Source organism: Pseudomonadota bacterium (genome assembly GCA_010028905.1).
In the GTDB taxonomy this organism is placed as follows: Bacteria; Vulcanimicrobiota; Xenobia; order RGZZ01; family RGZZ01; genus RGZZ01.
The window spans coordinates 1-5,059 of the sequence record RGZZ01000368.1; the positions used below are offsets into that span (position 1 = coordinate 1).

Sequence of the window (5,059 nt, forward strand, 5' to 3'; positions counted from 1 at the left end):
GGTCGGCAGGAGAAATGCGCGCTGCAGATTGGCCACCAGCCGCCGCGGCTTGATGCCTGTTCGCGCGCTTCCTGTCCAGACATTCCCGGGGCCGACGTCGACCTCGATCTCGCCTTCGAGGCTCGACAGGTCTACATTTCCCTGCAGAACGTTGTCGTGGCTCTCGATCATGACCGGTGCCGGCATCGGGTTGGCCAGGGTTGGCTGCGGTCGGAGAATCGCGGTGCCCCCCACGGTGATGGCGGACGCCTCTCTGGGGAAGACGTGGAGCAGGTTGTGGATGAGATCGGCTTCGACGTAGACGCTGAACTCGTCATCGACGGGCGCGTCGACGTCTGGCGGAGGAGGCATGAGAAAGCTCGTGGGTGGCAGGTTGTAGATCTTCCCGTTCACGCGGCTGGGGACCTTGGTGGTCGTGGCGCCGTCGATGGCATAGGTGGGGGTGCCCATCAACGTGACCTTACCGGGGGTGGTGAGCGCGTAGGGCCAGCGCCGGCGCAGCAGGGCGTCGTACACGGTCGTTCGGTCGCCAACCTTGACGGTGACCACGAGATCGATGCAGAACGGCGGCACCGACGTGCGGCTGCTTCCTCGGTCCGCCCAGCCCTGCGCAGGGTTCTCGCTGGTCGAGTTGTCGACCGAGTACCGTTCTGCGTAGGCGTCGAACGTGATGGTGGCCGTTCCGGGGAAGTGATCTGCGCCAGTTGGGAACACGGGACGCTGGGAGAATCGGGCGAGCAGATCCGGGCGTTCGGCGTCGTGCCCGTCAGTGGCCCCTCCGATGGCCGTGTCTGCGGCGTCGTCGAGCTCGGCTGCCAGCTGGTTCACCGCAGCCTGGGCGATCAGCAGGGATTGTGACTGTGCCTGGTAGGTGTTCGCGAAGTTCAGGTTCAGCAGGGCGGTGGAGGCCAGTGAGAAGCACACGACGACGAGCAGGGCTGACACCAGTAGAACGGTGATGAGGGCAGAGCCGCGTCGATGTCCAGGCATTCCCCTGATTATATCAGAGGCTGCGTCGCAGCGTCCATCCGCCGAATGGGCTGCGACTCGAACACGCGGGCGTGGCCTCTCCCGCGTGTTGCAGGGGGCACGCAGGGTTACGAGAAGCCCTCTGTAGATGGCGAAGCGTGTCTGCTGGCTTGGTCTCCTGGCGCTGCTGCTCACCCTTGCGTGTGTGCAGCCGTGTCGAGCGCAGACCCGTTCGGAAGAACCTGCTGTCGAGCTCGTCTGCGAGGCCGGCGTTCCCTTTCGGTGGCGCCTGGAGGGCGGGCAGTGGCACGAGACCCGGAGCAATCGGCATTGGGTGCCGGGTCTCGACGCGCAGGGGCGGCCCCTGGTCTACGAGGTGGCGGTTGACGCCCCGGCTGGCCTGATTCATCGCTGGTCCTTCCATCGCGGTGATCTGAAGGTGATTCAGTTCCTCCGCAGCGGCTACCGCTTTGAGCCGAAGGTCGTGCTCGATGTCACCCGCGTCTTGTTGACGCTCGCCCTCGCGGTGATCGTTGCATCCCTGTTTGGCTTCACCCACATGCGTCGCAGCCGCGAGCTGCGCCTTCGTCTCGACGAGACGCGTGAGCGGCTGTCTGAGTCAGAGGCGCGAGCGGGTCTCTTTCCCCTCGACGGCAGTGCGCCGACGCGGGTGGACGGCTACGAGGTGGTCAAGAAGATCGGTGTCGGGGGAATGGCGGTGGTCTACCACGTTCGTCGCAACGGCACTGACCACGCGATGAAGCTGCCCCTTCCGAACGTTCTCGATGATGACGATTTTCGCGCGCGCTTCGCCCGCGAGGCGAAGGTGGCGGCCACGCTCCACCATCCGAACATCGTGCACGTGTACGACGTCAACGACGGTCTTGGTGATTTCGGGTATCCGTACCTCGTGATGGATCTGGTGAACGGGGTCTCTCTCAAGGAGCGGCTCCGGATGTCGATGATGCCTGTGGAGGTCATCGGGCAGGTAGGTCTTCAGGTGCTCGATGCGCTCGCCTATCTCCACCAGCGCGGCATCGTGCATCGTGACATCAAGCCGGCCAACATCATGGTCTGCCCGAATGGTGGCGCTCGTCTCATGGACTTTGGCATCGCCTATGCCGCAAGCGCGCACAGCGGGCGTCTCACGAGGACCGGCGACCTCCTGGGGACGCCGATGTATTTCGCGCCAGAGCAGTTCGTCGACGATCATCAGTCCATCGACCCGAGAATCGACGTATATGGCGCGGGCATGCTCTTGTACGAGGCGCTGGCGGGTCGATTCCCCTGGAGCGGCGACGATTCCATGGCTCTCATGCTCGACAAGATGTCGAAGGCCCCCACCGAGCTGCGCGAGGCGTGCCCGCACGTATCGCTTCGGGTATCTGACGTCGTGATGCGCATGATCTCCCGAGACCCGGAGGCACGCTATCCCACGGCGGCCGAAGCGCGCGACGCATTGCGCGCGGCGCTCGCGGGGTGAGGGGCTGGGCTCGGTGAGAGCCCGTGCCCGTTTCGGCGAGAGGCGGGGGGTCACTGCCCGAGGGCGGGGTGCGCGCGGTCGTAGGCCGCGCGCACCCCGCCCTCGGGCAGTGACCCCCCGGCATCGGCGTGGGTGGGAGGCATGTCCGGCGCAAGCGCCTCAGTGGCCGTCAGCGCGTCGGGCTTGTCGAGCGCCAGCATGGCCAGCACCTCACCCACGTCTTGCGGTCGCAACCTCCGGTCGATCTGCGTCATGGCTTCGATGGCGTCGTGCAGCCTGCTGGGGAGATCGGGGCGGAGCGTTCGGAGATCGGCCAGGCTGGCCTTGCCGTTGGCGATGGCCAATGCTTCCGGTGGCGAGTGGCCCGAGGCCAGGGCGTGCAGCGTGATGCCCAGGGCGTAGATGTCTGAGCGGGCATCGGTTCCGCCGAGATACTGCTCCACCGCCGCGAACCCTCGCGTCAGAACCCCTCGCGCCGTGGTCTGGGTCGAGCGGCGCGAGCTCGGATCGAGGCGCTTCGCGTTCCCGAAATCGATGAGGCTGATCCGGGGTTCGGTGCGGTTCTCCATGATGTTTCCCGGTTTGAGGTCCCGGTAGATCACGGGGGGAGAGAGCGTGTGCAGGTAGGTCAGCACATCGCACAGCTGAGCGGCCCAGTGCAGGAGCGTGACCGCCGCAGGCGGGCTGTCGCCTCGGGTGATGGTGTCGAGGGTCTCGCCGTCGATGGGCTCCATGACCAGGGCTTTCACGGCGTCGGTCTCGAGGCGCTCATGCAGCCGCGGTATCGCTGGATGACGCAGGCTCGCGAGCATGTCGCCCTCTTCGCGCAAGCGCGTGATGGCCGCCGTCGTGAAGCGGCCGTGTGTGTCCGGCACCAGCATCTTCAGGGCGAACGCGCAGCCCAGGTCTTCGTTCCAGGCCAGATGCACCGTGGCCATGCCGCCTCGGCCGAGCGGGCGAACCAGCCGATAGGGAGGCGGAAGATCGGTCATGGGTTCAGAGGTTCAAGAGCGTCACGTTGCTCCCTGCATCACGGGCACGCTTGTTTCTTCGGCGCGTCGGCGCGAGGAGTCATCGCGGACGGGCTTGAACCTGTGTCAGCGTGAGCGATGTGAAGGTTCCGCCGTGGGCTCAGGAGACCACCGTCTGCGCGTACGAGGTCGAGCTGCGCGTGCAGCGAGGGCCTTCAGCTGGTGAGTGTCACGTGCTGCGTGACTTCCCGGTCTTTGTCGGCCGAGGCGCCGACGTCGACATTCGTCTGTCGGCCGAGGTCGATGACCGCACGCTCTCTCGACGCCACCTGAAGATCTCGGTTGAGGGCGGACGGGTCGTGGTGGTCGACCTGAGCACCAATGGAACGTGGGTGGGGAAGCAGCACCTCAAGCCCCACGAGCCGGTTCCGGTGAACGGCAGCGATCCCATCTGGCTCGGTCCGCGCACCATGATCACGCTTCAGATGAAGGCCACCGACCCCGAGGCTTTCCTGGCCGCAGGGCCGCCGGTTGCTCAAGACGTGGCTCCACGCGAGCCAGTGATGGTCGAGACGCAGGGCGCGGCGGGCGATGAGCGAGGGCAATCGCTCGCGCTCTTGATCGACGTTCTCGGCGAGGGGCGTGTGACGGCTGGTGGCATTGACGTGCAGGTGCTGCCCGCCCGAAAAGCCATGGTTCTCCTGGTCTGCCTGGCCGATGGGCCTTTGTCTCGCAGCCTGTCGGCGGAGCGGCTCGTTGATCTCCTCTGGCCCGACAACCTCAATGACGCGCGCGCGGCGCTGCAGACCACCGTGTCTCGATTGCGCCGTGCGTTTCGCGCCGCGGCGGCCACACTGCCAGACCCGATTGAGCATACCTCGGCGGGCTATCGCATCAGCCCGCAGTACAGCGTGCGCCTCGATGCTCGGCTGTTCGAGCAGTGCTGCGACGAGGCGGCTCAACATCTTGCCGCCAGCGCCAAGGCGGCGGGCAGTGCGCGCTTCGAGGAGGGGCTCACCCTGTACCAGGGGGCGTTCCTCGAGGGACACACCGACGACTGGGTGGTGAACCGGCGGCGGACGCTCGAGGGGCGGTACTTCGACGCGGTCGACGCGCTGAGTGTGCTGCGACTCGAGGAGGGGGCGTCGGCAGCGGCGGCCAGGCTCCTCGAGGCGGCGCTCGAGCGTGAGCCTTGTCGCGAGGCCAGCATGTTGGGGCTGCTCCGAGCGTTGAGTGCCATGGGACGGCGAGATGAGGCGCTGCGACGCTATGGCGACTTCGTTCGCGTGCTCAAGAGGCAGATGGGGCTCACGCCGGGCCCGGAGATGCTCCTTCTCCACGAGACCCTGAAGGGACAGGGCACGACCTAGCGACGCGCCGGAGAAATGAAGACGCCACGGCGTTGTGCCGTGGCGTTTAGAGAGAGTGTTTGAGCGTTACGAGAGAGGACCTACCTGCTCCAGCCCTCCAGGGCTGGAGCGAGCTGTTACCGAGATCGACCTCCGATCAACGAAAGCGCGCGGCGTGCTGCGCGAACCCGGCGCCGAAGCCCTGACCGAACCTGCCGCCGAAGCCCTGACCGAAGCCCTGGCCAAAGCCCTGGCCGAAGCCCTGGCCGAAGCCACCGCCCATGCGG

General features: G+C 66.4%; 4 protein-coding genes. 2 read left to right on the forward strand and 2 right to left on the reverse strand.

Translation table 11 applies throughout. The features are described 5' to 3' along the window. Positions 1–990: hypothetical protein (locus EB084_19205; protein ID NDD30391.1), on the reverse strand; the 990-nt coding region annotated here is incomplete at its 3' end. A gap of 127 nt (positions 991–1,117) precedes the next feature. Here EB084_19205 and EB084_19210 point away from each other — a divergent pair. Next, on the forward strand, positions 1,118–2,452 hold the full coding sequence (locus EB084_19210; protein NDD30392.1) for a serine/threonine protein kinase: 1,335 nt from the start codon (positions 1,118–1,120) through the stop codon (positions 2,450–2,452). Positions 2,453–2,502: 50 nt separating this feature from the next. Here the strand turns inward: EB084_19210 and EB084_19215 are convergent, their stop codons facing one another. Further along, positions 2,503–3,444, reverse strand: coding sequence for a serine/threonine protein kinase (locus EB084_19215; protein NDD30393.1), 942 nt, complete (start codon positions 3,442–3,444; stop codon positions 2,503–2,505). Between the two features lie 110 nt (positions 3,445–3,554). On the opposite strand from EB084_19215, the gene EB084_19220 reads away from it, so the two are divergent. Beyond that, on the forward strand, positions 3,555–4,793 hold the full coding sequence (locus EB084_19220; GenBank protein ID NDD30394.1) for an FHA domain-containing protein: 1,239 nt from the start codon (positions 3,555–3,557) through the stop codon (positions 4,791–4,793). The last annotated feature ends 266 nt before the right edge of the window (positions 4,794–5,059 follow it).